The following is a 25,236-nucleotide window of genomic DNA, read 5'->3' on the forward strand; positions in this document are numbered from 1 at the left end:
CGGTTGTAATCGCGCCCGATAATAAAGCAAGCGCCTGCTTTTTAATACGTTTGCCGTCGCTGCTAACCGGTTAAGCCCGTTTTCAGTTCCTTTTGGGCACCAACGAACAGTCTGTTACGGCGCAGGGCTGGCCCTGCCGGCGCCTTCGCGGCACAATACGCGCCCTCTCCCGTCCGGCATCCAGCCGGCGAATGAACAGCATTTTTAGCGGAACCACCGGCATGAACTTCAGCGCTCAGGAAATCCGGGCCTTAACCAAATTAACCCTGCCCATTCTGGCCACCCAGCTGGCGCAAATTGGCATGGGCACGGTCGATACCCTGATGTCCGGGCATGTCAGCACCCGTGATCTGGCCGCCGTCGCCATCGGCACCAGTTTGTGGCTGCCGGTGTGGTTGTTTCTGGCCGGCGTACTGGTCGCACTGTCGCCACTGGCGGCGGCGTTTAACTCCGGCCGCCGGCAACAGGAACTGCCGCAATTACTCAGTGCCGCGCTCTGGTGCGGCATCGCGCTGGGGTTGGTTTCAACCCTGTTATTAGTGGCCGGAGCGCTGTTGTTGCCGGTCTGGATTGATGACCCGGAAACCGGCCGTATTGCCAGCCAGTACACCTTAGCCATCGCCGCCGGCATGCCCGCGGCGGGTATTTTTCTGGCCTACCGGTTTTATGCCGAAGCCCTGAACCAGCCCGGCCACGTTACCCGCATTATGTTGTCCGGCCTGATCATGAATGTGCCGGTCAATATGATCTTTATCGATGGTCTGTTTGGGCTGCCGGCGCTGGGTGGTGTGGGCTGCGGCATTGGCAGCAGCATTGTCTTTACCGGCATGGCCATCGCCCTGGCCCGCAACACCCGCAAGCACCGTATTCCCGCCGGTTACAATATCTGGGCTGAGGTGCTGAAACCGCGTTTCCAGGCCATTAAAGACATTCTGCGTATTGGCATTCCCATCGGTATCGCCATTTTCTTTGAAGTCAGTCTGTTTACCGTGATCGCCCTGTTTCTGACCAGTCTGGGGCCGGTAATTGTGGCGGGACACCAGGTGGCCCTGAATCTGTCCTCCCTCACCTTTATGATTCCGCTCAGTCTCGGCATGGCCATGACGGTACGGGTCAGTCACCATCTGGGCAGCGGCAACGCCCTGTTGGCGCAACGCACGGCCTGGCTGGGGGTAAAGCTGAATCTGGGCGTGGCCCTGTTCAATGCCACCGCGATGGTGCTGCTGGCCGGCATCATTGCCCGCTTCTATTCCCCCGACCCGCAAGTGGTCGCGGTGGCGGCGGCGCTGCTGATGTATGCGGCCGTGTTTCAGTTATCCGATGCGGTCCAGATCGCCGCCGCCGGCGCCCTGCGCGCTTATCACGACACCTTTATGGTGATGGTGATTACCTTTATCGCCTACTGGCTGGTCGGCCTGGGCGTGGGCTACTGGCTGGCCTTTAAAGCGCCCACCCCTTATGGCGCCGAAGGATTCTGGACGGGCCTGATCCTGGGCTTAACCACCGCCGCCATTCTGCTGACCATTCGCCTGCGCCGGGTCGGCCGCACAGCGGTGGCGGCATGAGTGCGGTGATTGCGGTGATTGGTGCCGGCCCGGCCGGCCTGATGGCGGCCGAACGCATGGCCGCCGCCGGATACCGCGTTGAGGTATTCGATGCCATGCCCAGCGTGGCGCGTAAATTTCTGCTCGCCGGTATTGGCGGCATGAACATCACCCACAGCGAAGATTACCCGCTGTTTGTGCAGCGCTACCGTGAAGCCAGTTCACATTTGCAGCCGATGCTGGATGCCTTTCCGCCGGCGGCGCTGCGCGAATGGATTCATCAATTAGGCATCGACACCTTTGTTGGCAGCTCTGGCCGGGTGTTTCCCACCGATATGAAAGCCGCCCCGCTGCTGCGCCGCTGGCTGCAACGACTGCGCCAGCAAGGGGTTGTGTTTCACCCGCGCCAACGCTGGATTGGCTGGCAGCAGGATGAACAAGGACTGTGCTGGCAATTCCAGGGACCGGACGGCGAACATGAACAGCGTTTCAGCGCCGTGGTACTGGCGCTGGGCGGTGCCAGCTGGCCGAAACTCGGCTCCGATGGCCGCTGGGTGGATGTACTGCAGCAGGCCGGCGTGGCCGTCACGCCCCTGCAGGCCAGTAACTGTGGGTTTGATCTGCCCTGGAGTGACTACCTGCGCGAGCGTTTTGCCGGTACTCCGGTCAAGCATATCCGCCTCAGCGTAACCACCGCCGACGGCCGTACTGAAAGCAAAACCGGTGAGTTTGTTATCACCGGTTACGGTATTGAAGGCAGCCTGGTGTATGCCCTGAGCGCGCCCTTGCGCCAGCGATGGCAGCAGCAACCCGAGCAGGCCCGGCTGATACTGGACTGGCTGCCACACAGCAGTGCCGAGCAGATCAGTGCCAAACTGCAGCAACCGCGCAAAGGCATGAGTTTTGCCAATGTGTTGCGCAAAAAACTGCACCTGCCGCCGTTGGCGGGGGCGTTATTAAAAGAATGCTGTCCGCACCTGGACCCAAACGACTCCCAAGCGGTTGCCGCCGCTCTGAAAGCCATGCCACTGCCGGCCGTTACCGGTACCCGCCCCATCGCTGAAGCCATCAGCTGCGCCGGTGGCGTTCAGTTTACGGCGTTAACAGCGGATCTGATGCTGAAAGACCTGCCCGGGGTATTTGCCGCCGGAGAAATGCTCGACTGGGAAGCGCCAACCGGTGGCTACCTGCTGACCGCCTGCTTTGCCACCGGCCGTTACGCCGGTGACGCGCTGCTGCGCTATGTGCAGCAGCAGGACGTTACCCCGGACGCAGAGCCGGCTCAGGGACAGGGGTTGGAATAAACCTTGTGAATGGCATCAATACGCTGCAGCTGTTCCGGCGTCAGTTCCAGCGCCGCCGTGGCAATGTTTTCCTGCAGCTGCGCCATGCTGGTCGCGCCGATAATATTGGCCGTCACAAAGGATTGCTGCGTGACAAAGGCCAGCGCCAGCTGTGCCGGTGTTAAGCCAAATTCCTGTGCCAGCGCCACATACTCAGTTACCGCGGCTTCCGCCTGCGCGCCCTGATAACGACTGAAACGCTGATGCAAAGTAATACGAGCGCCGGCCGGTTGCTGACCATACAGGTATTTACCGGTCAGCACCCCGAACGCCAGTGGTGAATAAGCCAGCAGGCCGACGTTTTCCTGATGTGAAATTTCCGCCAGACCCACCTCATAACTGCGGTTCAGCAGGTTATAAGGATTCTGTACCGTTAATGGCCGTGGCCAGCCTTCGCGGTCGGCAATCTGCAGCACTTTCATGGTGCCCCAGGCGGTTTCATTAGACAGGCCGTAATGGCGGATTTTGCCTTCCTGCATTAATTCCATCAGCGCCAGCAGACTTTCTTCCAGTGGTGTGTGTTCGCCGGGCTGATGCACATAGCCCAGCTTGCCGAAGAAATTGGTCGGCCGCGCCGGCCAGTGCAGCTGGTACAGATCGATGTAATCGGTTTGCAGGCGCCGCAGACTGCCTTCGACCGCCTCGCGGATATGCGCCCGGGTTAATTGCGGCCCCTGGCGGATATGGGTCATCCAGTCACCCGGGCCGGTGACCTTGGAGGCCAGCACAATGCGTTCACGCTGACCACGGCTGGCCAGCCAGGTGCCGATGTATTGTTCCGTGCGGCCCTGGGTTTCACCTTGCGGCGGCACCGGATACATCTCGGCGGTATCGATAAAATTGATGCCCTGCGCCAGCGCGTAATCCAGCTGCTGATGAGCCTCGGCTTCGCTGTTCTGTTCGCCCCAGGTCATGGTGCCGAGGCAGATTTTACTGGCCCGTAAATCGCTGTTACCCAACGGACGGCGGTTGTTCACTAAGCTCATGGATGCTCCCTGGCGTTGTATTCAGATGGCATGATCGGACGGCATTATGGGGTTTCCGGTACGCAGAAAACAGCCAGCCAATCGCAACAGTGTTTGCAGTTTGACTATTCAAGGCCCAAGAAGGTAACGGTATATCTTTCAATACGGCACTGGATTCTCCGCCTATTCGCAAGCTATTCAGCTGGCGGCAGAAAAGATAACGGTATAGATCAGGCTAATAATGCAAACAACCGGCGCCGGTAGCCATTAGCGGCCTGACGATCCGGCAAGACGTTCAGCAACTCCACCAGCAGTGCCTGCAAATCAGAGCGTTGCACCAGCTGCGGAACCTGCAACAAGGTTTCCACGGCGGCATTGAAATGCCCATCAGCAACCTGCCGATGAGCAGCCACCCGCCACTCACAGCCGGCAGGTACTGGCCGCTCCAGCCAATGCAGTAACGATTGCAACCGCGCCAGCTCCGGGTCACGCAGCAGCTCGTCCGGCAATTGCTGCAAGCGCTGCCGGGCCTCCGCCAGCAGCGCTGGCCGATGGGCCTGTTGCAGCAAAGATTGAATAAGCGCTGCCTGCGCCGCCGCCTGCAAAGGGGCGTCAGCCGCCGCCCGGCGTAAGCCAGCGATATCCGCGCTGGCCGGAACCGGCAATGAATGGGCGTCCGGCTGAGGCATGAACGCCTGGAGGAAAGCATCCACCTGTCGCCGGGTTTGCAGCCCCTGCAGGCGTCCCCACAGCCGGGGGCCCTGAAACAACAACACCTGCGGTACTGAGCGCACCTGATACTGCTGCGCCAGTGGGGATAACTGCCCGGCATCCACCTGCAATAACGCTAACCGCTGATCACTGCTCTGCACGGTTTGCTCCAGCACCGGCAACAAAGCCCGGCACGGCGCACAGCCAGCCGTGGTAAACAGCAGCAAAAACCAGGGTTGGCCGGCACCCTGCTGCCACTGGCGCAGTTGCTCTGCATCAGTAATAACGATGGTCGGTGACGGCATGGGTGTTTTTGCTCCTCGGCTAATGGGCGGCCTGCAGTATAATGCCGGGCTTCTGATCTGCCGAACGGATAACACTGTGACCACACCTGCCAACCAACACTCACCCGCTGCCAGCGGACACCCGCACAAAGCCTTCTGGCTGAGTTTGTTGATTATTATCTGGCTGGCGGCCACGCTGGCGGGGCTGTGGTGGTTTCAGCAACAGAATGTACGGCCCTTTATCGGTGCCGACGATGATGCCCGCTTCTGGCAGGCGAGCCAGGCCGAACAATTGCTGCAACCCATTCTGGCGCCCCTGCCGGCCCCGGCCGCCGGCCAGGTGACCTTACTGCAGTTCTGGAACCCGGGCTGCCTGTGCAACCAGCTCAGCCAGCGCCATTTCGATGCCCTGCTGCACCAGTTCAAAGCGGATTCCCTCAGGGTGGTGGCGATCGCCCCGGCCAGTGCCAGCGACGAAGATCTGCAGTCTTTTCTGCGCCTTAACGGCGAACGGATGGACATTGTGCGCGCACCCGCCGGCTTTACCCTGCCGGCCAGCCCGGCGCTGGCGTTATTCGGCCCGGATAACCGGCTGGGCTATTTCGGTGCCTGGGGCTTTGGCGCCCTGTGCACTGTCGCCAACGACGACTTTTTCCCGGCCATGGTGCGCGCCTTACAGAATGAAGGTTACGGCCCCTTTGCCAATGTTGCCGGCGATGGTTGTTTCTGCGCCTGGCCGGGCAACTGACGCCGCACCCGGTGGAGCGCCCGGATCAACTGACGCAAGCGCTGCCGTTGCCGCGCCGTATCCGCCGCCGGCTGATACAGAACGGAATTAATTTCCTGCCCCAGCCACAGCAACAGCGAGCGCTGGGCCGGACAAGCCTGCGCCAGCCGCTGGCAGTACTGAGCGGCGGTTTCGCCCGGGTCCATTACTACCCCCAGGCGCTGACCACGCTGCTGCAAGCGCTGCCAGGCCCGCATAAAGGGACTGGGCGGCCGTGGCCGCAGACGCCACCACAACCACAGTGACGCCAGCGCAAAAAATGCCACAAAACTGCCCGCCAGCCAGTACAGCGCCTGCTGGTATTCACGCAAGCCCAGTAAGTTCTGCAATAAACCGCGCTGGCTCTCGCGGTCGTAAGACAACACCCAGCGCTGCCAGTAGTAATTGAGGCTGTCCAGTTCCAGCCGCAGCCGGTTCAGCCAGCCGATGCCCTTCAGCCTATGAGCAGAAAACAGCTGTTCCTGCAGAAAACTGCCCTCTTCTGCCACCGCCTGTTCCAGACCGTATTGAATACGATCCGGAGCCACGGCGGCGGTCGGGTCGGTCTGCACCCAACCCTCACCCGGCAGCCACACTTCGGCCCAGGCGTGGGCATCAAACTGGCGTACGGTCAGATATTGCTCGCTCTCATTCCATTCGCCGCCCTGATAACCGGTCACTACTCTCGCCGGAATACCGGCTGCGCGGGCGACAAACACCAGCGCGCCGGCGTAATGAGCGCAGAAACCGCGGCGGGCATTGAAGAGGAAATCGTCCACTTCATCGGTGGCCATCGCTGGCGGCTGCAGGGTGTAATAAAACGGCTGATCGCGGAAGTGCTGTAGCAATGCCGCCAGCAGCTGGCGGTCATCGCTATATTGGCGGCGCAACTGGCGGGCAAACTCCCGCGCCTGCGGGTTAAAATCCCCCGGCAGCTGCAGACTGTTCTGTTGTTCCTGGGCACTTAAACCGGCCGGGCTGAACCTGGCCTGTAAATACGAACGGGCCATATAACGCTGACGCTGAAACACCGGCCGCCGTGCCACCAGCCGGTTGTCACTGGTGTGCCCCGTCCCCCGTTCAGCCGCCTGAACCCCGGTTAATGCAAACAACCAGTTTTTATCGGTGGCTTCCTGCACAATTTCATATTCCAGCTGATTACTGGCTGCCGGCATGGGCGGATTGGCCGGGTTAAACCAGCTGACCTGCGGTGCACCGGATTGCCGTAACCAGCGCCGGCCATCGTAGTAATCGAGCACCAGTGCACGCCAGTACAGCTGCTCGCGCGCCGGTAGCTGGCCATTACTGAACGACACCCGAAAGGCCAGCTCATCCGACTGACTCAGATCGACGATATCGCCGGCGGCCATTTCTTCGCTGAGGCCGCTTTTGGCCTTGCCCGACTGCAGGGTAAAACTCCACAGCGGCCCCATGCGCGGAAACAGCAGATACAGCACCAGCATCATCGGCAGCGACACCAGCAATATGCCACCGGCCAGCCGGCCAGCCTGCACACTGCTGCGGCGCAGACTGTGGGTCTGACCGCTTGCCGCACTGCCTTGCCCGTGCAGCGTGACCAGCGCGGTGGTTAAACACCAGACCGCCAGCACGCCGTACAGACCGCTGAGAATGCCCTGATCAAACAGAAAACCAGTACCGAGGACAAAGAAACTCAGATACCCCACCACATAGCCATCGCGGCGGACTTTCATTTCCAGCAACTTCAGACTGCTGGCGGCAATTAAGAAGGCGCTGGCACTTTCCAGCGTCAGACGCCGTTCAAAGGCCATAAACACCGCCACACTGGCGGCGATCACCGCCAGGGTTTTAATGCGGCGGTCGGGATAAGAAACCCGGCCCAGATGGGTCAGCCAGCGCCAGCCAAGAACAAAAGCCACCACCGCCCAGAGCCACACGGGCAAATGCGTAGCGTGCAGCCACAGCGACAACAACTGGCTGCCCAACAACCACAGCACCGCTGTACGCGGAATCGGAACATCCACCGGCGACCGGGTACGCATACTCATAGCCCCTCCGGTGCGCTAAAACCATACAGCGCCAGCGCCTGTAAGCAGCGGTCGCGGTGCCCTTCACTGTTGTCCGGGCTGAATTCAGTGCCCGGCAGCCGCAAACCATAACGCCAGCCCTGCTGATGCGCCTGCAATACCCAGCCACACAGACGCGACAACCGGGTTTCCACTGGCAAGCCGGGCAACGCCTCCCAATCGAGCCAGCAGGTTGCGCCTTCATCATGGTCAAAATCCTTACTCACCAGTCCCTTACCGCGGGCCAGTTGCTTCCAGGCAACACGACGCATGGAATCGCCCTGACGGTACGGTCTCAGCCCCTGAAAATCCTGCTCACCGGATTGGGTTGAAGGGGCACCACTGAGCTGTTCGCCGCCATCACCGGCCAGAAACACAAAGGGCACGGTTTCCGGGCGCGGATACACCAGCCCGCGAAACTCCAGCCGCACCCAGCTCCAGGCATTGAACAAACCCAGCGGATAACGACTGTCGAGGCGCAGCCGGCCGGTTTGCAGCGGGCCGCGCTGATGGGCCGGCAAACTCAGGTGCAATGCCTGCCGCTCACCGGCGGCCACACTGGCCTGTTGCGTGGGCTGATCGGGGAAGCCCAGCAGCAAGGCCTGATGGCCACGCCGGTCGGCCTGCAGCCACAGCGGCAGCCGCAACCGCTCACCGGCAAAACAGGGCGCCGCGTGGCCGGCGATTAACGTCAGCCCGGACAGATTACGGAAAGTAAACAACATGGCCGCCAGACCAACGCTGAACAGCCAGAAGGTGAGCGCATAAATCAGACTGTTCTGGTAGTTGATGGCCGTAATCAGCAACAACAGCAACAGCAGGCCAAAGGTCAGCGCACTGCGGGTGGGCAGAATAAAAATGGACCGATGACTGAGGGTGACCTGGGCCGCCGGCGGAATGCGCCGGTCGAGCCAGGCCTGCCAGCGTTGTTGCCAGCGCGCCGGTAACGTCATACCAGGACCGGCACCTGTTGCAGAATGTGCGCCGACGGCTGCAATGCAGCAACCGGTGCTGCTGCTGCCAGCCGGTGATCGACCACCGCCGGCAGTACCGCCTGAATATCCTCCGGCAGCAGATGCTGGCGCCCGCCATCCACCAGCGCCCAGGCTTTGGCACTGCGCAACAGCGCCAGTGCGCCACGCGGCGATAAGCCATATTGATAGCCGCCGTCGTAGCGGGTGAAGGCGATGATGCGTTGCAGATAATCCAGCACACTGGCGGCAGCCTGCACGGCATCGACCTGCTGCTGTAATTGCTGTAAATCGGCGGTTTTCAGCACCGCCTGCAGTCCGGCGGCCATGGCCCGGCGATCACGACCTTCCAGTAACTCACGCTCGGCACGGGCATCCGGATAGCCCAGCTGAATGCACATCAGAAAACGGTCGAGCTGCGATTCCGGCAACGGAAAGGTACCGGATTGCGATACCGGGTTCTGGGTGGCAATAACAAAGAACGGCTGCGGCAGCGGCCGGGTTTCCCCTTCAATCGTTACCTGCCCCTCCTCCATGGCCTCCAGCAACGCACTTTGCGCCTTAGGCGTAGCGCGGTTAATTTCATCGGCCAGCACCAGCTGGCTGAACACCGGCCCCGGATGAAAGCGGAAACGGCCCAGATCCGAACCCGGTTCGCGCTCAAAAATACTGACGCCGAGGATATCGGCCGGCAACAGGTCGGAGGTGAACTGAATGCGGTTGTACTGCAACCCCAGTGCCCCGGCCAGAGCATGCGACAGCGTGGTTTTGCCCATACCGGGTAAATCTTCAATCAGCAAATGGCCACGCGCCAACAGACAACTGAGTGCCAGCCGCAGCTGTTCTTCTTTACCAAGAATCACCTGGCCAAGCTGTTCGAGTACGCGGGTAATGGGGGTGGTCATGAAGCAGTCCTGAAATAAAACGGACGCTCAGGATAAAGGAGTTGCTGAGAGGATTAAAAGCGAGTGTGACAAGGAGTGTAAAGATGACACTGGAAGCTGGAAGCTGGAAGCTGGACGCTGGACGCTGGACGCTGGACGCTGGACGCTGGACGCTGGACGCTGGACAATTTTTGGCGTCTCCCGTCTCCCGTCAAGCGCAGCGAGCGTTTTTTTGCTTTTGCCTCAAGCCTCAAGCCTCAGACTTCAGACTTTCAGTGCATCCAACCCACGGGCCAGGTCGCGCTGTATATCGGCCACACTTTCCAGCCCCACGGCGACGCGCAGTAGGCCATCGGCAATACCGGCGCGGGCGCGGTCGGCTTCACTCAGGCGGCCATGAGTAGTGGTGGCCGGATGGGTAATGGTGGTTTTGGTGTCACCGAGGTTGGCGGTAATGGAAATCATGCGGGTAGCGTCTACCACCTGCCAGGCTTCCTCGCGGCCGCCCTTTACTTCAAAGGACAGCACACCACCAAACAGCTTTTGTTGCTGCTGGGCCAGTTCGTACTGCGGGTGCGATGGCAGGCCGCAATAGTTCACTTTCACCACCGCCGGATGCTGTTCCAACCATTGCGCCAGTGCCAGCGCGTTGGCGCTGTGGGCCTGCATACGAATGGACAGGGTTTCCAGACCTTTCAGAAATACCCAGGCATTGAAGGGGCTCATGGTCGGGCCGGCGGAGCGTAATACGCCCACCACCTGCTCGATCAGTTCCTGCGAACCCACCACGGCGCCACCCAGACAACGGCCCTGACCGTCGATGTATTTGGTGGCTGAGTGGATCACCAGATCGGCACCCAGCGCCAGCGGCTGCTGGCTGGCCGGAGTGCAGAAACAGTTATCCACCGCAAACAAAGCGCCGGCCTGTTTCGCCAGTGCGGCAATGGCACGGATATCGGCCACTTCGTTGAGCGGATTGGACGGCGACTCCAGAAACAGGAGTTTGGTATTGGGCTGCAGTTTGGCTTGCCAGTCATCCAGATTCAGCAATTCAACGTAGGTAATTTCAACGCCGAATTTACGCAGGTATTTTTCAAACAATACCGTGGTGGCACCGAACACACTGCGCGAACACAGCATGTGGTCACCGGCCTTTAAAAAGGCAATAGCCACCGCGTAAATAGCCGCCATACCGGATGCGGTAGCCGCACAGGCTTCGCCGCCTTCCAGAGCCGCCAGCCGCTGCTCAAAGGTGCGCACTGTGGGGTTGGTGTAGCGCGAATACACGTTACCGGCACTGCTGCCGGAAAAACGCGCCGCCGCTTCGGCGGCCGAGCTGAACACATAGCTGCTGGTCGGAAAAATGGCCTCGCCGTGTTCGCACTCGACAGTACGCACCTGCCCGGCCCGCACGGCCAGCGTTTCAAACGAGCAGCCGTCCAGATCCGACTGGTAACGATCATTCAGCTCAGAAAATTCGTTCATCATCGCTCCGCAACTCAGGATTCGTGATCGTTGTGCAGATCAATCGCCACGTTTTCGACCGCATTGCGTTTGCCTTTGCTGGCGTCGTTACGCAGCTGCGACAAGCGGGCAAAATAGGCATCGTTGATATCGCCGGTTACGTATTCACCGGTGAATACCGAGCAGTCAAACTCGCGCGCTTCGGTTTTGCTGCCTTCCAGACAAGCCTGAATCAGATCGTCCAGGTCCTGATACACCAGCCAGTCGGCACCGATTTCAGCAGCAATTTCTTCCGTGCTGCGACCGTGGGCAATGAATTCTTCCTTGGCCGGCATATCAATGCCGTACACATTGGGATAACGCACCGCTGGCGCAGCTGAGGCGAAATACACTTTTTTGGCACCGGCTTCGCGGGCCATTTCAATGATCTGTTCGCAAGTCGTACCGCGCACGATGGAATCGTCCACCAGCAGGACGTTTTTACCGCGGAATTCCAGATCCAGCGCGTTCAGCTTTTGTTTAACCGATTTTTTCCGCTGCTGCTGACCGGGCATGATAAAGGTGCGACCGATGTAGCGGTTTTTCATAAAACCTTCGCGGTATTTCACGCCCAGCCGGTTGGCCAGTTCCAGCGCCGATGAACGGCTGGTATCGGGAATCGGAATCACCACATCAATATCGTGGTCCGGACGCTCGCGCATGATTTTATCGGCCAGCTTTTCACCCATGCGCAAACGCGCTTTGTAGACCGCGATGCCATCAATAATGGAATCCGGACGGGCAAAATACACATGCTCAAAAATACAGGGCGCCAGACGGGTATTTTCAGCGCACTGACGGGTAAACAATTCACCCTGTTCGGTAATCACAATGGCCTCGCCCGGGGCAATATCACGCTCCAGTTTAAAACCCAGTGCGTCCAGCGCTACCGACTCGGAAGCCACCATATATTCCGGGCCCTGGGCGGTGTCGCGACGGCCAAAAATCGCCGGGCGAATGCCGTTAGGATCACGGAAAGCGACAATGCCGTAACCGCTGATCAGCGCCACCACCGCGTAACCACCGCGCACCCGGGCATGTACCCGCTGCACCGCTTTGAAAATGACCTCTGGGGTTGGCTGCAGTTGCTTTTGTTCCTGCAGTTCGTGCGCAAAGACGTTCAGCAGTACTTCCGAATCGGAGGTGGTATTAATGTGGCGCAGGTCTTCGCGGTAAATATCATCGGCCAGCTGTTCGGTATTGGTCAGGTTACCGTTGTGCGCCAGGGTAATACCGTAGGGTGAATTCACATAAAACGGCTGTGCTTCCGCCGAGCTGGAGCTGCCGGCGGTCGGGTAACGGACATGACCAATACCCATTTTTCCGATCAGCCGCTGCATGTGCCGGGTACGGAACACATCGCTGACCAGACCGTTATCCTTACGCAGATAAAGTTTGTTCTGATCACTGGTAACAATGCCGGCAGCATCCTGACCACGGTGTTGCAGGACCGTCAGGGCATCATAAATGGCCTGATTGACATGGGTTTTGGCAACGATACCCACTATTCCGCACATGTGCGTATAACCTCGGAGACTATTGTGTAAGAGACATCATCTGCGCTGTGGCACCGGGCAGGGTTTTGCGTGCCCAGTCGGCCAGCGTAGATAAATACGGGATAAAACGGGATTCCTGCCACCAGGCGTCCTGGGGCAGCATGGTGAACTGCAGTCCGTAGACCACCGCCACCAGAATAATAAGACCACGGACCAGGCCAAATACCATACCAAAAATACGGTCGGTGCCACTGAGCCCGGTCACCCGCACCATTTCACTGAGCAGGTGGTTAACCATGGCACCAATAACAATGGTGCCGACAAATAAGATGGCGAAGGCAATAATCCAGCGCAGGGATTGGGTATCAACCGTGCCTTCCAGCAGGGTGGCCAGATTGCCACTGAACAGACGGGCAACAATAAAGGCGATAACCCAGGTTGCCAGCGATAACGCCTCACGGACAAAACCGCGTTTCAGGCTGATTAATGTGGATACGGCCAGTACCGCCACAACCACCCAATCAATTACCGCCATCATTCGCCCCGCAGCTGTATCGCAGAAAACGCGCAGTATACCAAAGCGCGTCGGTTAAGAAACATCAGAATCGCCGCTGTTTCAGCGACCGGGCTGATAGCGTTTGATATGGATATCGTTCTGCCCCAGCTCCTGCTGTAATTTTTTCTGCAGCGTTTCGATGGCCGCCCGCTGCAGCTCGGGACCGACGTAAACCCGGGTCAGATTGCCGTCAGGAAAAGCTTCGGTATAGGCTTTATAACCTTTGGCACGTAACTGATCGCGCAAGGCATTGGCATTATTCACATCGGAAAAGGCCCCCAGCTGCAAGGTCCAGGCATAGGGCACGCCCTGCTCATCCGGCATGGTACGGTCGCTCTGGCTGCGCGGCGGTACAGCAGCATCCTGACTGACCACTTCGGGCACGGCTTGCTGTAATGCCTGCTCGGCGTCGCCACTGGCCAGCTGCTGCAGTTCAATGCGCACCCGGCGTTCATCTTCCACCACCGCCCAGTCCGGTAATTCCGGCATAGGGGGCACATCTTGCAGCAGCGACTCGTTGTGACGGGAACCATCCAGCACCACCGGCAACACCAGTGCTACTGCGGTAACGGTCAGCAACGCGCCGACAATGCGTTTTTTCAGATGCAGTTCCACTGCCCTGTCTCCTCTTCAATGACCGCCAGGGCCGCCTCGACGGTATAAAAAGAACCGCACACCAGCCAATGACCATGGTCGGGTAACTGCTGCATGGCCGCTGCCACGGTTTCGGCCTGCGTCAGTAGTACGGCAGAACCGATACGCTCTGCCAGCTGCGCCGCACTCAGCCCCCGCGGGCAATCCAGACCAACCACCAGCAACTGCTCCGTTTGTGGCAAGGCTGCCAGCACCGCCGCGGGGTCTTTATCCGCCAGCATGCCCAGAATAATGCCATCCACCTGTCCTAACTGCTGGCCGATATAAGCCGCGGCCTGTTCGTTATGGGCCACATCCAGGGTTAACTGCAAACGCTGACCGTCGCTCTCGCGCACAAACTGCTGCAAGCGCCCGGCCACCCGTAGTTGCTGTACCACCGCAGCCACAGTGGCCTGGTCCGGCAAACGTTCCAGCAGTGCCAGCGTCTGAATAGCGGTAGCCACATTAGGGTAAGGGATATGCGCGGCCGGCAACTGCCACTGCTGTGTTTGGTTATGCTGACGGAAACGCACCTGTAACTGATTACCATCCGGCTGCACAAAGAAATCGTCATCCCGTCCGCACCAGTGCGCACCCAGTGTTTTCGCCGTAGCCCGGACCGTGGCCGGCGGCTGCGGCTGACCGCACACCAGCCAGCGTCCGGCCCGGGCAATACCGGCTTTTTCGTAGCCAATTTGCTCCACCGTATCGCCCAGCCAGGCCTGATGATCCAGGCCAATGCTGGTCACCACGGAGATGTCAGCATCAACAATATTCACCGCATCCAGACGGCCACCCAGGCCGATTTCCAGCACACAGGCATCCAGTTGCTGCTGCTTGAACCAGTGCAGCGCCGCTAATGTGCCGAATTCAAAATAGGTCAGACTGGTCTCACCCCGCGCTACTTCGACCGCCCGGAAACCGGCACACAAATCAGCATCGGAAACTTCCCGGCCATTCACCTGCACCCGCTCGTTATAGCGATGGATATGCGGTGAGCAATACAAACCGACCGTCAAACCCTGCGCCTGCAACAAAGCCGACAACAAGGCTGACGTGGTACCTTTGCCATTGGTACCACCAACCAGAATCACCAGCGGTGCCGGGCGCAGACAATCCAGCCGCTCCGCCACCCGACTGATACGCGCCAGACCGAGCTCAATTTCGGACGGATGCAACGCTTCCAGCCGCTGCAACCATTGCGCCAGACTGGCTTGTTGGGTATCGAAACTCATGCTGCCTCAGGCATCCAGTGCCCGGCGCATACTGCCGACCAGACCCGCAACCGCATGACGGGCGGCATCCGGTTGGGCCGCATTGGCCGCAATCAGGTTAATAATGGCAGAACCGACAATGACGCCATCGCATACGTTGCCAACGGCAGCGGCCGTTTCACCATTGCTGATACCGAAGCCGACACCAACCGGAATAGACACGTGCTGACGGATACGTTGCAGATTGCGCGCCACATCCGCTACGTCCAGCGTTGCCGAACCGGTTACCCCTTTCAGCGACACATAGTAGACATAGCCGCTGCCGGCTTTGCCAATGGCTTCTATACGGGCATCGGTGGTGGTCGGCGCAATCAGATAGATCATATCCAGATCGCGGGCGCGGAAAAATTCTGCCACATCCACCGCTTCTTCCGGCGGCAGATCCACCAGCAACACACCATCCACACCCGCTTCAACGGCGGCCGCGGCAAAGGTTTCATGACCCATGCGCTCAACCGGGTTCAGATAGCCCATTAACACCACCGGCGTGGTGGTGTTGGTTTGCCGGAACTCCACCACCATACTCAACACATCGTGCAGTGAGGTGTTGTGCGCCAGCGCCCGTTCACAGGCCAGCTGAATGGTCGGGCCGTCGGCCATGGGGTCGGAAAACGGCACGCCCAGCTCGATAATATCGGCACCGGCTTCCACCAGCGCATGCATCATCGGCACGGTCGCGTCTTTCTGCGGATCACCGGCGGTGATGTAAGGAATCAGCGCTTTTTTGCCCTGATCTTTCAGAGTCGCAAATGCTTGTTTAATACGGGACATCACAGTCTCCTGAATTCTGTTAAAAACCGTAGCCCTCTGGCTGCGGATTAAAATCTTTTGTGGCCTTTAAAGGTCGTTATGAGCCGACATTTGCCTCCCTGGGCGTCGCGCACACACCTTTGCGTTACGGAGCGTCGCGAGCGCCGGAAAGACAAGGCAAAAATCACTGAGGGAGCGCAGTTTATACGTCATAAATGAGCATCCCGAAGTGATTTTTAACGCCGTATTTCCAAGCGCAGCAGCCCCGAACGGCCGCGCGCAGCAGCTCCGAACAACTTAGGCTGTTACGCCGTCGAGAGCGGCAATGGTATGGATATCTTTATCGCCACGTCCTGACAGATTCACCACAATATGCTGATCCGGACGCATGGTCGCCGCCAGCTTCATGGCAAAGGCCACACCATGCGCCGACTCCAGCGCCGGCATAATGCCTTCCAGCTGCGTCAGCTTGTGGAACGCATCCAGCGCTTCGTCGTCCGTCGCGGCCACATAATTGGCACGACCGACGTCTTTCAGCCAGCTGTGTTCTGGGCCAACACCGGGGTAATCCAAACCGGCAGAGATGGAGTGCGTACCCATGATCTGGCCGTTTTCATCTTCCATCAGATAAGTCCGGTTGCCATGCAACACGCCCGGACGACCTTTGTTCAGCGGCGCAGCATGGTCGTTACCATCGAGTCCCAGACCACCGGCTTCCACGCCGTACATGGCGACCTCAGTGTCTTTAATGTAGGGATGGAACAGACCAATGGCATTGGAACCACCCCCCACACAGGCAACCAGTGCATCCGGCTGACGACCAAAATGCTCGACACTCTGACGCTTCACTTCACGGCCGATCACACTCTGGAAATCACGCACCAGCATCGGATATGGGTGCGGGCCGGCGGCAGTGCCAATGATGTAGAAGGTATCGTCCACATGCGTCACCCAGTGACGCATGGCTTCGTTCATGGCGTCTTTCAGGGTTTTGGTACCGGAGGTAACCGACTCGACTTCGGCACCCAGCAGCTTCATGCGGTACACATTAAGCTTCTGGCGCTCTACGTCGGTCGAGCCCATAAACACCTTACACTCCAGGCCAAAACGTGCAGCCACGGTAGCAGACGCCACACCGTGCTGACCGGCACCGGTTTCGGCGATCACTTTCTTTTTGCCCATAAATTTGGCCAGCAGCGCCTGACCAATGGTGTTATTCACTTTATGCGCACCGGTATGGTTCAGGTCTTCCCGCTTCAGCCAGATCTGTGCACCACCGCAGGCAGCGGTTAAGCGCTCAGCCAGATACAGCGGCGATGGCCGGCCTACATAATGAGCCAGGTCATGATCAAACTGGCGCTGGAAATCCGGGTCATGACGCAGTTTCTCATAGGTTGCGGTCAGCTCTTCCAGTGCTGCGGTCAGGGTTTCTGACACAAAGCGGCCACCGAAAATACCGAAATGGCCACGCGCATCCGGCAGTTCAACATCAAACGGATTCTTGATCGACACGATACACCTCGTCAGCAAATGCTGTGATTTTGCCGGGGTCTTTAATGCCCTTGTCCGCTTCCACGCCGCCACTGACGTCGACGGCAAAAGGCCGCACCTGACGTATCGCAGAGGCAAGGTTAGCGATGGTCAGACCACCGGCAAGAATAATGGGTTTGGGTAGTTCATCCGGCACCAGCGACCAGTCAAAGGTCTCGCCGGTACCACCGGGCACGCCCGGTTTATAGCTGTCTAGGAGAACTGCCAATGCGCCTGGGAAGCGCAGGCACGACGCCACCACATCCGACGCTTGCCGGACACGGATGGCTTTGATGTAGGGACGGTTGAACTGACTGCAGAAGTCATCTTCTTCATCACCGTGGAATTGGATCAGGTCGATTCTAACGCTATCCAGAACCTTTTGCACCTCGTCTGCAGTGGGATCCACAAACAGCGCCGTAACGGTCACAAAAGCCGGGACAACCGCCACCACCGCCTGCGCCATGGCAATATCCACTGCGCGCGGGCTGGGTGCATAAAAGACCAGGCCAATAGCATCGGCCCCTGCCTGCACCACGGCCAGCGCATCCTGCGGGCGGGTAATGCCACAGATTTTCAGTCGGGTACGGCGTTGCTTAACAGACATAAAAAATACCAGCAGATGATCATGCCGGCAGTTTAACAGGGGATGCAGTAAGGTTCAGCGGTTAAGCACCGGCTCCAGCAGTACCGGGCCATAGGGCTGACAGGGAATGGCCTGATACTGCTCCGGGTAATGCACACCGACAAAGTACAACCCTTCACCCGGGGCGGTAATACCGGCCTGCTTGCGGTCGCGGGTTTGCAGTACCTCGGTCATCCATTCGACCGGCTTATGCCCTTCCCCGATCGGCAGCAAAACGCCAACGATATTGCGCACCATGTGGTACAGAAAGGCACTGGCTTCCAGTTCCAGCATGACAATATTGCCCCAGCGCTTAACCTGAATATGACGCATGGTTTTGATGGGGGATTTAGCCTGACAGTCTTTGGCGCGGAACGCCGAAAAATCGTGCTCACCCAGCAGCAGCTGAGCTGCATCGTGCATACGCTGCTCATCCAGCGGATAACGCCACCAGGTCAGTTGATCGTGCTGCAGCGCCTGCTTGGCCGGGGCATTATTAATCAGATACCGATAACGGCGGGCCTGGGCGCGAAAGCGCGCATGAAATTCATTATCCACCGCACCAACCCACTGCAACGCCACACCAGCCGGCAGATTGGTATTAACACCCATCAGCCAGCCGTAATCACTGCGGCGGGCGCTGGTATCGAAGTGGATTACCTGCCGGGTAGCGTGCACACCGGCGTCGGTGCGCCCAGCGCAGACAATATCTACCGGGTGATTGGCGACCTGTGAAATGGCCGCTTCAAGAGCGGCCTGTACAGAGGGTTCATCGTGGTGTTTCTGGCGCTGCCAGCCGTGGAAACAAGCACCGTTGTATTCCACGACGGCAGCGTAGCGCTGCAGTTCGGCCATTCAAATCAGGCCATATTACTGAGCAAAGAACGGGCGTCGGTTTTCTGCTGGTCGCTGCCTTCCTGCATGACTTCCTGCAGCAGTTCACGCGCACCATCAAAATCTTCCATATCGATGTAGGCACGGGCCAGATCCAGCTTGGTGGCGCATTCATCGGTACCGGCGAGGAAATCAAACTCATCATCGGCTGCAGCCAGCTGATCCAGATCGATTTCACCCGCAGCTGTTGAGTCTGCCGCCGCCGGTGCCGGTGTCACGGCAGGCCCGGCAACATCCTCTGCAGTTTCAGTCAGAGCCGGTACATCATCAAAGCTGAAATCATCAGCGGCGGTAACGGCCTCCGGCTCTTCAGTGAGGGCCGGTACATCATCCAGACTGAATTCATCATCCAGCGAGAAAGCATCTTCCGCTTCAGCGTCTGATCCGGTTTCCAGATCATCAGACAATGCCGCCAGATCTGAACTCAGATCATCATCGGCATTCAGCGCGGCATCCAGTTCACTGTCCAAAGCAGCGAGGCCATCGGTGTCACTGGTTTCGGCGAAGCCGGCCGGCTCGTCCAAATCAAAAGACAGCTCACCCAGATCGGCATCACCTTCGGTTTCACCATCCAGCAAGGACTCCAGTGAATCCATCGCATCATCAGCCGTTGATTCAGCAGGCTCGGCCGCTGCATCAGCAACCGGCAGCTCGAAATCCAGCAGGTCATCAGCATCGTCTTCAACAGGTACTGCGGTTTCATCTGCGGTTTCTGTTACAGAAGCAGCGGAGTCATCCAGCGAACTGAGGTCAAATTCAAGCAGATCATCACTTTCCGCAACCACCGCCGCAACATCTTCCGCAACGTATTCCGCTGCCTCTGAGGCTGTTTCAGTATTGGCATCATCATCCATACCGAAATCGGAAATATCAAAATCCAGACCGGTATCAGCGTTGGTGGCGACAGGCTGCGGCTCTTCTGCCGACAGCGGTGCTTCATCACCACCAATATCAAAATCAAAGTCGAGTGCGTCATCCGCAACATCGTCCAGCCCGGCATCCAGCACCGGGACATCCGCCTCCGGGGCCGGTGAATTCAGGCTGACAACGTCTGCTGACTCATCGGCCATATCCAGTGCATCACCGAAATCCATACCATCAGCAAACTCATCACCCAGATCGGCATCGAGATCCGGAATATCATCATCCAGAGACAGCGCAGCCGCGGCAGCGCCACCGGTTACCGCACCGGCAATACCGGCTGCAGCAGGTTCCAGCGGTGATGACAGACGCTGGCGCATGTTACGGGCTTCTTCAACCGCAGCACGATCACCCAATGAGGCCAGCTCAGCTTCAGCATTGGCAAAAGCACGGGCATCATCCATTTCCACGTAGACTTCCAGCAGTTTCAGACGCAGATCGGTGCGGCTGGGCTCCTGCTCAATAGCCGACTGCAGCAGATCGACAGCTTGCTCAAACTTGCCGTAAGCGATGTAAATATCAGACTCACTGATGGCATCTTCGGTTTGGGCAACGGTTTCAAAATGTTCTTCGTGAATTTCGTCATCTGCAACCGGCGACGCCACCGCGGCGCTGCGGTTATCACGCAGATCGTCATCATCAAAATCAAATTCATCCAGCGCATCGTCAGCCAGATCTGCGGCACTGAATTCCGCCAGTTCCTGCTCATCAAAGCTGTCGTCTTCCGCCGCAGCTGCTTCTTTGCGCTTTTTCAGCACACGCACCAGCAGCAGTACCAGCAACAGCAGCAAGGCTGCCGCTGCGGCCGGAATCAGCGGGTTGGCCATCAGCTCGTCCAGCAAGGTCGGCTGCGGACGCTGCTGTTGTTCCTGTTCGGCAATCATGGCCGCAATGCGGTCGCGACGGGCTTTGGCTTCTGCTGCTTCACGGGCAGCAATGGCTTCTGCGCTTTCTTCTGTGGTCGCTGCGGTGCCATCTTCAACAGCACCTTCAGCAACAGCACCTTCAGCACCGGCTTCTGCCGCAGGAGCTGTGTAATTGAAATCAACCGCGGCCGGCTCAGCAGCACCCGCTTCGGTTTCTGTACCAGCGGCTTCGGTTTCGTTAACAGGCGCAGCGGCCTCAGCAGCTGCCTCCTGCTGCGGTACCTGCATACCCGCCAGCTGGTCATCTTTCAGGCTGATCAGACGCTGCAGGGTATTAATCTGTTCTTCCAGCGCTTCCAGACGTTTGCGCAGCTCTTCGTTTTCACGACGACCCTTGTCAACATTTTCCAACGCAATGGCGAGATCATTTTCCAGTGCCTGCTGACGATCAGAGCCCAGTCCACCAGCAATTTCACCGCCGGCAGCGGCTGATTCAGCTTCTTCGGCACCAGCAGACAGCAAGCGGACTTCACCACCCTCTTTGCCTGCTTTGGCAACCGGTGCATCAGCACCCCGGCCGGTTGCATCGACCTGGGCTACGCCCGGCTGCAACGCACGGTTCTGACGGGCAACTTCCGCTACCGCCTGAGTAAAAGCAACGGCACGAACGGCTTCTGCATCGGGAATGCGCAACACCTGATGGCTTTTCAGGCGGTTGATATTGCCACCGATAAAGGCATCGGGATTCTGTTGTTGCAGGGCGATCATCATTTGCTGCGCAGTAATGGCAGCAGATGGACGGGTCTGCAGTGCGATATCCCACAGGGTATCGTCTTTTTTCACTTTGTAGGTACCGGCAGCGGCCGGTTCTGAGTCCCAGCGATTCACCGCTGCCGGGGCTGACTGCACCGGTACATCGACCGTTTCAGTAACAGCGGCCGGGGCTTTTACCGCAGGCTGATAGCTGGTTTCTTCAAATACCGGAGGATCGAGCAGCACCGTGTATTCACGCAGTACACGGCCGGATGGCCAGTTCAGCTCAATCAGGAAATTCAGAAAGGGTTCGTTCACCGGCTCACGCGATGACAGAACAATACGGTTGTTTTCTACTTTGAAGGCGATGCTGGTCAGGAAAAATTCACGCTCAACGCCGGCCCGTTCAAAATCGGCCTGGCTGGCCAGGGCGGGTTTGATTTCCCACTCGGTTAAGCCTTTGCTGTCGACCAGTTCAATTTCTGCACGCAACGGCTGATTCAATGCCGATTGCAGTGTTAATTCACCCAGACCCAGCGCCAATAACTGAGAAGAGGCTGTCAATCCACCGGCTGCCACGAGGATATTAGCAATTAGGCGCTTCATTGATGCTTCCTTGTTGTCACGGCGATTCTTCGCCCCGTATTGTTTTTGAACAATGTCGTCGAGATATTCCTAACCCAGCTTACTTATAGATTCCGTTCATAAGCCGGCTAAGTATCAAATATAAAACTGCTTTGCGCAATGTTTTGCCCGGGGCAACCTTTATAAATGCGATACGAAAGAAAGAGTTAGGTCACATTTTGGAGAAGTTGAATGAAAAACGGGGCACAGCGCCCCGTTTTTGGTTACTGCAAAACCTGTAATCAGGCTGCCAGCAGGATGCGCAGCATACGGCGCAGCGGTTCGGCCGCGCCCCATAACAGCTGATCACCCACAGTAAACGCCGAGATGTATTCCGGGCCCATATTCAGCTTACGGATACGCCCCACCGGAATACTCAGGGTGCCGGTTACCTTGGCTGGCGTCAGCTCTTTCATGCTGGCATCACGCTCGTTCGGGATTACTTTCACCCAATCGTTATGGCCGGCAATAATGGCTTCGATTTCGGCCAGCGGCAGATCTTTATTCAGCTTGATGGTCAGCGCCTGGCTGTGACAACGCATAGCCCCGACACGCACACACAGACCGTCAATCGGAATCTGCTGGTCGCTGCGGCCCATAATCTTATTGGCTTCTACCTGCGCCTTCCACTCTTCACGGCTCTGACCCGAGGCCAGCTGCGAATCAATGTAAGGAATCAGGCTGCCGGCCAGCGGCACACCAAACTGTTCGGTCGGCATGGCGTCGCTGCGGATAAACTCTGCCACCTGACGATCGATATCCAGAATTGCTGAGGCCGGATTCTCCAGCTTGTCCTGCACATTGCCGTGTACCGCACCCATCTGCGCAATCAGTTCACGCATGTTCTGCGCACCGGCACCGGAAGCGGCCTGATACGTCTGCGGTGCAACCCACTCCACCAGACCTTTCTCAAACAGACCACCAATGGCCAGCAGCATCAGGCTGACCGTGCAGTTGCCACCAACATAGGTTTTAACGCCGTTGCTGATACCGTCTTTAATCACGTTCAGGTTGACCGGATCCAGGATGATGATGGCGTCATCGGCCATGCGCAGTGAAGACGCCGCGTCGATCCAGTAACCATTCCAGCCGGCTTCACGCAGCTTGGGATACACTTCTTTAGTGTAATCACCACCCTGACAGGTGATGATGATATCCAGTGCTTTCAGCGCATCGAGATCAAAGGCATCTTCCAGCAGACCACAGTCTTTGCCGCCGAACTGCGGTGCCGCCTTACCTTTCTGGGAGGTGGTAAAAAACACCGGCTGAATCAGGTCGAAGTCACGCTCTTCTTCCATACGCTGCATCAGCACGGAACCTACCATGCCGCGCCAGCCTACCAGACCCACTTTTTGCACAGACATAATCAAACCTCTTGCAGGGCAGCCAAAACCGCTGCACCCATTTCTTGTGTATTCACCCGGGTCATACCTTCAGACCAGATATCACCGGTACGCAGACCTTGATCCAGCACGTTGCTGACCGCGGCTTCAATGGCATCCGCAGCCGCTGCTGCATTCAGAGAATACCGCAGCATCATAGCCGCTGACAAAATCGTGGCCAGCGGGTTAGCGATGCCCTTGCCGGCGATATCCGGTGCAGAACCGTGACACGGCTCGTACATACCCTTGTTGTTCTTGTCCAGCGACGCTGACGGCAACATACCGATAGAACCGGTCAGCATGGCAGCAGCATCCGACAGAATATCGCCGAACAGGTTGCCGGTGACCATCACATCGAACTGCTTCGGCGCACGCACCAGCTGCATAGCGGCGTTATCAACGTACATGTGAGAAACCTCAACGTCCGGATAATCTTTGGCCACTTCGTTCACAATCTCACGCCACAGCACCGTCACTTCCAGCACGTTGGCTTTGTCGACTGAGCACAGCTTTTTACCGCGTTTCTGCGCGGCTTCAAATGCCACTTTAGCGATACGACGGATTTCGCTTTCGCTGTAGACGTCGGTGTTGTAACCCTGACGTTCGCCATTTTCCAGCGTGCGGATACCACGCGGCTGACCGAAATAAATACCACCGGTCAGTTCGCGCACAATCAGAATATCCAGACCAGAAACCACTTCAGGCTTCAGGGTAGAAGCGGCCGCCAGTTGCGGATACAGAATGGCCGGACGCAGGTTGGCAAACAGCTCCAGACCACCGCGCAGACCAAGCAGACCTTTTTCCGGGCGCAATTCACGATCCGGCAGCGTGTCCCACTTCGGACCACCCACCGCACCAAGCAGAATGGCGTCGGCCGCGCGGGCTTGTTCCATGGTCACTTCCGGCAGTGGTTTGCCGTGCACATCATACGCAGCGCCACCCAGCAGGCCTTCTTCCATGGCCAGACCCAGGCCGAATCTGGCGTTCACAACATCGAGAACCTTAACGGCTTCGGCAACGATTTCCGGGCCAATACCATCGCCCGGCAGAACCAGTACTTTCTTAGACATACTCAATCTCTTTTAAATCAGAATTAGGTTTCAGTGCCGTAAGGGCTATTGCCCGGAAGTTACCGCGCTGACTCGCCGTAAACCCATCCCTGGGGGCTCGAGTGCGCCATCCATGGCGCACACGGTCAGCACGACAATCTTCCGGGCCGCCCTACGTCAGCCGAAGTATTCGATACAGCGCTGCTTATTCGGGCAGCTCAATAAACTCAGGCAAACAACCAGGGAGCAACTGTTTTACGCTTCTCTTCATAAGCCCGGATCGCGTCCGCATCCTGCAAAGTCAGGCCGATATCATCGAGGCCATTCAGCAGGCAGTGCTTACGGAACGCATCCACTTCAAAGCCATATTCTTTGCCATCCGGTGTACGCACGACCTGCGCTTCCAAGTCCACGGTCAGCTGGTAGCCTTCGTTGGCTTCTACCGCCTTGAACAGCTCATCAACGCTCTTCTCATCCAACACGATCGGCAACAAGCCGTTCTTGAAGCTGTTATTGAAGAAAATGTCGGCGTAGCTTGGCGCGATAATGGCACGGAAACCGAAGTCTTCCAGCGCCCAGGGCGCGTGTTCACGGCTGGAGCCGCACCCAAAGTTTTCGCGCGCCAGCAGCACCGAGGCGCCCTGATAACGCGGCTTATTCAGTACAAAATCGGGGTTCAGCGGACGACCGGTGTTATCCGCGTCCGGCTGACCTTCGTCCAGGTAACGCAGTTCATCGAACAGGTTCGGGCCGAAGCCGGAACGCTTGATCGACTTCAGGAACTGCTTCGGAATGATCATATCGGTATCGATATTCGGGCGATCCATCGGAGCCACGATACCGGTGTGTACGGTAAATGCTTTCATG

General features: G+C 58.1%; 21 protein-coding genes. 3 read left to right on the forward strand and 18 right to left on the reverse strand.

Annotation, left to right across the window (positions count from 1 at the left end; translation table 11 throughout):
- Nucleotides 1-191: 191 nt before the first annotated feature.
- Together GJQ55_RS07130 and GJQ55_RS07135 are read left to right on the forward strand one after the other, a co-directional pair.
- The gene (locus tag GJQ55_RS07130) at nt 192-1,565 is read left to right on the forward strand and encodes an MATE family efflux transporter (protein ID WP_228344292.1); all 1,374 of its coding nucleotides are present in this window, start codon (nt 192-194) and stop codon (nt 1,563-1,565) included.
- A complete protein-coding gene (locus tag GJQ55_RS07135; protein WP_228344293.1) occupies nt 1,562-2,848 on the forward strand; it encodes a BaiN/RdsA family NAD(P)/FAD-dependent oxidoreductase in 1,287 nt (428 codons plus the stop codon). Before GJQ55_RS07130 ends, GJQ55_RS07135 begins: the two co-directional genes overlap by 4 nt.
- On the opposite strand, the gene GJQ55_RS07140 is transcribed toward GJQ55_RS07135, so the two are convergent.
- Entirely contained in the window at nt 2,827-3,873 is a 1,047-nt protein-coding gene (locus GJQ55_RS07140) for an NADP(H)-dependent aldo-keto reductase (protein WP_228344294.1), read from the reverse strand. The genes GJQ55_RS07135 and GJQ55_RS07140 overlap by 22 nt on opposite strands.
- Nucleotides 3,874-4,082: 209 nt before the next feature.
- The gene (locus GJQ55_RS07145; RefSeq protein ID WP_228344295.1) at nt 4,083-4,868 is read right to left on the reverse strand and encodes a thioredoxin family protein; all 786 of its coding nucleotides are present in this window, start codon (nt 4,866-4,868) and stop codon (nt 4,083-4,085) included.
- Nucleotides 4,869-4,944: 76 nt separating this feature from the next.
- On the opposite strand from GJQ55_RS07145, the gene GJQ55_RS07150 reads away from it, so the two are divergent.
- Nucleotides 4,945-5,595 carry a DUF6436 domain-containing protein gene (locus GJQ55_RS07150; RefSeq protein ID WP_228344296.1) on the forward strand — a complete coding sequence of 217 codons (651 nt, stop codon included), beginning with the start codon at nt 4,945-4,947 and terminating at the stop codon, nt 5,593-5,595.
- On the opposite strand, the gene GJQ55_RS07155 is transcribed toward GJQ55_RS07150, so the two are convergent.
- From GJQ55_RS07155 to leuD, 16 genes are all read right to left on the reverse strand, one after another.
- Nucleotides 5,535-7,640, reverse strand: coding sequence for a transglutaminase TgpA family protein (locus tag GJQ55_RS07155; RefSeq protein WP_228344297.1), 2,106 nt, complete (start codon nt 7,638-7,640; stop codon nt 5,535-5,537). The genes GJQ55_RS07150 and GJQ55_RS07155 overlap by 61 nt on opposite strands.
- Entirely contained in the window at nt 7,637-8,611 is a 975-nt protein-coding gene (locus GJQ55_RS07160; protein ID WP_228344298.1) for a DUF58 domain-containing protein, read from the reverse strand. Before GJQ55_RS07160 ends, GJQ55_RS07155 begins: the two co-directional genes overlap by 4 nt.
- Entirely contained in the window at nt 8,608-9,534 is a 927-nt protein-coding gene (locus tag GJQ55_RS07165; RefSeq protein ID WP_228344299.1) for an AAA family ATPase, read from the reverse strand. The genes GJQ55_RS07160 and GJQ55_RS07165 overlap by 4 nt, the downstream gene beginning before the upstream one ends.
- Before the next feature lie 243 nt (nt 9,535-9,777).
- Nucleotides 9,778-10,998: an O-succinylhomoserine sulfhydrylase gene (locus GJQ55_RS07170; RefSeq protein WP_228344300.1), complete on the reverse strand. Its 1,221-nt coding sequence runs from the start codon at nt 10,996-10,998 to the stop codon at nt 9,778-9,780.
- A gap of 14 nt (nt 10,999-11,012) precedes the next feature.
- Complete coding sequence (purF, locus tag GJQ55_RS07175) at nt 11,013-12,533, reverse strand: amidophosphoribosyltransferase (protein ID WP_228344301.1); 1,521 nt, start codon at nt 12,531-12,533, stop codon at nt 11,013-11,015.
- 19 nt (nt 12,534-12,552) lie between these two features.
- A complete protein-coding gene (locus GJQ55_RS07180; RefSeq protein WP_228344302.1) occupies nt 12,553-13,047 on the reverse strand; it encodes a CvpA family protein in 495 nt (164 codons plus the stop codon).
- 81 nt (nt 13,048-13,128) lie between these two features.
- Nucleotides 13,129-13,683 (reverse strand): SPOR domain-containing protein, encoded by a 555-nt coding sequence (locus GJQ55_RS07185; protein WP_228344303.1) that lies wholly within the window; start codon nt 13,681-13,683, stop codon nt 13,129-13,131.
- A complete protein-coding gene (gene folC, locus GJQ55_RS07190; protein ID WP_228344304.1) occupies nt 13,668-14,936 on the reverse strand; it encodes a bifunctional tetrahydrofolate synthase/dihydrofolate synthase in 1,269 nt (422 codons plus the stop codon). Before folC ends, GJQ55_RS07185 begins: the two co-directional genes overlap by 16 nt.
- A 6-nt stretch (nt 14,937-14,942) precedes the next feature.
- Nucleotides 14,943-15,746 (reverse strand): tryptophan synthase subunit alpha, encoded by an 804-nt coding sequence (gene trpA, locus GJQ55_RS07195; protein WP_228344305.1) that lies wholly within the window; start codon nt 15,744-15,746, stop codon nt 14,943-14,945.
- 276 nt (nt 15,747-16,022) lie between these two features.
- On the reverse strand, nt 16,023-17,237 hold the full coding sequence (gene trpB, locus GJQ55_RS07200) for a tryptophan synthase subunit beta (RefSeq protein ID WP_267874224.1): 1,215 nt from the start codon (nt 17,235-17,237) through the stop codon (nt 16,023-16,025).
- Nucleotides 17,215-17,862 carry a phosphoribosylanthranilate isomerase gene (locus GJQ55_RS07205; RefSeq protein ID WP_228344306.1) on the reverse strand — a complete coding sequence of 216 codons (648 nt, stop codon included), beginning with the start codon at nt 17,860-17,862 and terminating at the stop codon, nt 17,215-17,217. Before GJQ55_RS07205 ends, trpB begins: the two co-directional genes overlap by 23 nt.
- A 54-nt stretch (nt 17,863-17,916) precedes the next feature.
- Entirely contained in the window at nt 17,917-18,735 is an 819-nt protein-coding gene (gene truA, locus GJQ55_RS07210; RefSeq protein ID WP_228344307.1) for a tRNA pseudouridine(38-40) synthase TruA, read from the reverse strand.
- Between the two features lie 5 nt (nt 18,736-18,740).
- Nucleotides 18,741-21,920 (reverse strand): FimV/HubP family polar landmark protein, encoded by a 3,180-nt coding sequence (locus tag GJQ55_RS07215; RefSeq protein WP_228344308.1) that lies wholly within the window; start codon nt 21,918-21,920, stop codon nt 18,741-18,743.
- 260 nt (nt 21,921-22,180) lie between these two features.
- Entirely contained in the window at nt 22,181-23,302 is a 1,122-nt protein-coding gene (asd, locus tag GJQ55_RS07220) for an aspartate-semialdehyde dehydrogenase (protein ID WP_228344309.1), read from the reverse strand.
- 2 nt (nt 23,303-23,304) lie between these two features.
- Nucleotides 23,305-24,390: a 3-isopropylmalate dehydrogenase gene (gene leuB, locus GJQ55_RS07225; protein ID WP_228344310.1), complete on the reverse strand. Its 1,086-nt coding sequence runs from the start codon at nt 24,388-24,390 to the stop codon at nt 23,305-23,307.
- A gap of 206 nt (nt 24,391-24,596) precedes the next feature.
- Nucleotides 24,597-25,235, reverse strand: a complete 639-nt coding sequence (leuD, locus tag GJQ55_RS07230; protein WP_228344311.1) for a 3-isopropylmalate dehydratase small subunit — start codon at nt 25,233-25,235, stop codon at nt 24,597-24,599.
- Nucleotide 25,236: the final 1 nt, after the last annotated feature.

Origin of the sequence: Venatoribacter cucullus (assembly GCF_016132445.1) — a bacterium.
Lineage (GTDB): Bacteria > Pseudomonadota > Gammaproteobacteria > Pseudomonadales > Oceanobacteraceae > Venatoribacter > Venatoribacter cucullus.

Excerpts from the sequence above, each read along its gene's own strand:
- GJQ55_RS07130 (WP_228344292.1), top strand. The coding sequence starts at position 192 with ATGAACAGCATTTTTAGCGGAACCACCGGCATGAACTTCAGCGCTCAG.
- GJQ55_RS07135 (WP_228344293.1), top strand. The coding sequence starts at position 1,562 with ATGAGTGCGGTGATTGCGGTGATTGGTGCCGGCCCGGCCGGCCTGATG.
- GJQ55_RS07140 (WP_228344294.1), bottom strand. The coding sequence starts at position 3,873 with ATGAGCTTAGTGAACAACCGCCGTCCGTTGGGTAACAGCGATTTACGG.
- GJQ55_RS07145 (WP_228344295.1), bottom strand. The coding sequence starts at position 4,868 with ATGCCGTCACCGACCATCGTTATTACTGATGCAGAGCAACTGCGCCAG.
- GJQ55_RS07155 (WP_228344297.1), bottom strand. The coding sequence starts at position 7,640 with ATGAGTATGCGTACCCGGTCGCCGGTGGATGTTCCGATTCCGCGTACA.
- GJQ55_RS07160 (WP_228344298.1), bottom strand. The coding sequence starts at position 8,611 with ATGACGTTACCGGCGCGCTGGCAACAACGCTGGCAGGCCTGGCTCGAC.
- GJQ55_RS07165 (WP_228344299.1), bottom strand. The coding sequence starts at position 9,534 with ATGACCACCCCCATTACCCGCGTACTCGAACAGCTTGGCCAGGTGATT.
- GJQ55_RS07170 (WP_228344300.1), bottom strand. The coding sequence starts at position 10,998 with ATGAACGAATTTTCTGAGCTGAATGATCGTTACCAGTCGGATCTGGAC.
- purF (WP_228344301.1), bottom strand. The coding sequence starts at position 12,533 with ATGTGCGGAATAGTGGGTATCGTTGCCAAAACCCATGTCAATCAGGCC.
- GJQ55_RS07180 (WP_228344302.1), bottom strand. The coding sequence starts at position 13,047 with ATGGCGGTAATTGATTGGGTGGTTGTGGCGGTACTGGCCGTATCCACA.
- folC (WP_228344304.1), bottom strand. The coding sequence starts at position 14,936 with ATGAGTTTCGATACCCAACAAGCCAGTCTGGCGCAATGGTTGCAGCGG.
- trpA (WP_228344305.1), bottom strand. The coding sequence starts at position 15,746 with ATGTCCCGTATTAAACAAGCATTTGCGACTCTGAAAGATCAGGGCAAA.
- GJQ55_RS07205 (WP_228344306.1), bottom strand. The coding sequence starts at position 17,862 with ATGTCTGTTAAGCAACGCCGTACCCGACTGAAAATCTGTGGCATTACC.
- truA (WP_228344307.1), bottom strand. The coding sequence starts at position 18,735 with ATGGCCGAACTGCAGCGCTACGCTGCCGTCGTGGAATACAACGGTGCT.
- GJQ55_RS07215 (WP_228344308.1), bottom strand. The coding sequence starts at position 21,920 with ATGAAGCGCCTAATTGCTAATATCCTCGTGGCAGCCGGTGGATTGACA.
- asd (WP_228344309.1), bottom strand. The coding sequence starts at position 23,302 with ATGTCTGTGCAAAAAGTGGGTCTGGTAGGCTGGCGCGGCATGGTAGGT.
- leuB (WP_228344310.1), bottom strand. The coding sequence starts at position 24,390 with ATGTCTAAGAAAGTACTGGTTCTGCCGGGCGATGGTATTGGCCCGGAA.
- leuD (WP_228344311.1), bottom strand. The coding sequence starts at position 25,235 with ATGAAAGCATTTACCGTACACACCGGTATCGTGGCTCCGATGGATCGC.